Origin of the sequence: Aeromonas sp. QDB68 (genome assembly GCF_027707405.1) — a bacterium.
GTDB lineage: Bacteria > Pseudomonadota > Gammaproteobacteria > Enterobacterales > Aeromonadaceae > Aeromonas > Aeromonas caviae.
Map to the genome: position 1 here is coordinate 1 of NZ_JAPCIQ010000216.1, position 1,134 is coordinate 1,134.

Below are 1,134 nucleotides of genomic sequence, written 5' to 3' on the forward strand. Positions count from 1 at the left end.
CCCATATTGAAGTCATATCGACCTCCCACTCACACCACAAAGTTCAGGTATTTCCCATAGTGGCTATCTGAACCAGTCAGGGAAGTTCAGCTGCCCCATATAGAGACCCTATCGACCCCTGGCGCACTACAAAGTTCAGGTATTTCCCATAGTGGCAACCTGAACCAGCCAGGGAAGTTCAGCTATTCCCCATATTGAGGTCATATCAACGGCCTTTCGCGATGGAAGCTGTGCGGTATACCGATGTACCTACGTTTGTGATCTTGAAAGCCCAGGATCATCGTCGGGAAAGGAACGATTCCGCACACCTCATCCATGCGGGCATTCTGGTCAATACAGGATAGAATATACAAAACTTAGCCTATAGAGGGTTGTTAGCTGTTCAGCTAATGATACGATAAGGCCTAAACATTAGCTGAAAAGGCGTTTTTTGCTGTACAGCTAATAATGCTATGGGGGCTAAGGTTATGGAACGTTACTCACATCATTCGGGGTTCGAATTCGAAAGGCAGATGTTGGATGCACTGGTTGAGGCTCTTGCTGGGGCATTCGGCCCTGAAGCCTCGGTGCACAATGCTTCGCACGAGCTTCGTGGGGTTGGGGTTGAGCTTGATGGCATGATCGAGATAAAGGCTCCGAGTAAAACCCTACTGGTATTCGTCGAAGTCAAAAGAGAGGTCTATCCAAGAGACTTAAGAAATGCAGTGTACCAGCTCCACAGGCGCATACGCGACACTCATCATAGTCACGACGCGATTGGATTGCTCGCGGCAGGCGTACTAAGCTCAGGGGCTAAGCAGGAGCTTAGGGAACAGAATATCGCCTCATTCGAACTAGGAGGCAGCCTTTATCTAAAGCACGACGGCTGGCTCATCAATATTGAAAAGCCTTCTCACCGTACCAAAAAGAACACCCAGGGCATTGCTCTTTTCACTGGAGCTCGTGAAAGTGTAATCCACTCGCTTCTGATGAATAGTCATGGGTGGCTAACTGGTAGAGAGCTGGCCGAGCAAGCCGAAACTTCTGCGTACACCTGCTCTCTTGTGTTGCAGGAACTGACGTTACGTGAATGGGTGAAATCTACTGGTGGAGGACCTAGCAAGCGTAGAATGCTCACTCACCCTGATAAGCTTT

1 protein-coding gene is annotated in these 1,134 nt (G+C 49.1%); it reads left to right on the plus strand.

Annotation, left to right across the window (positions count from 1 at the left end):
• Window positions 1-512: 512 nt before the first annotated feature.
• The coding region (locus tag PG892_RS22305) for a hypothetical protein (RefSeq protein WP_442865649.1) at window positions 513-1,134 on the plus strand (622 nt) is incomplete at its 3' end.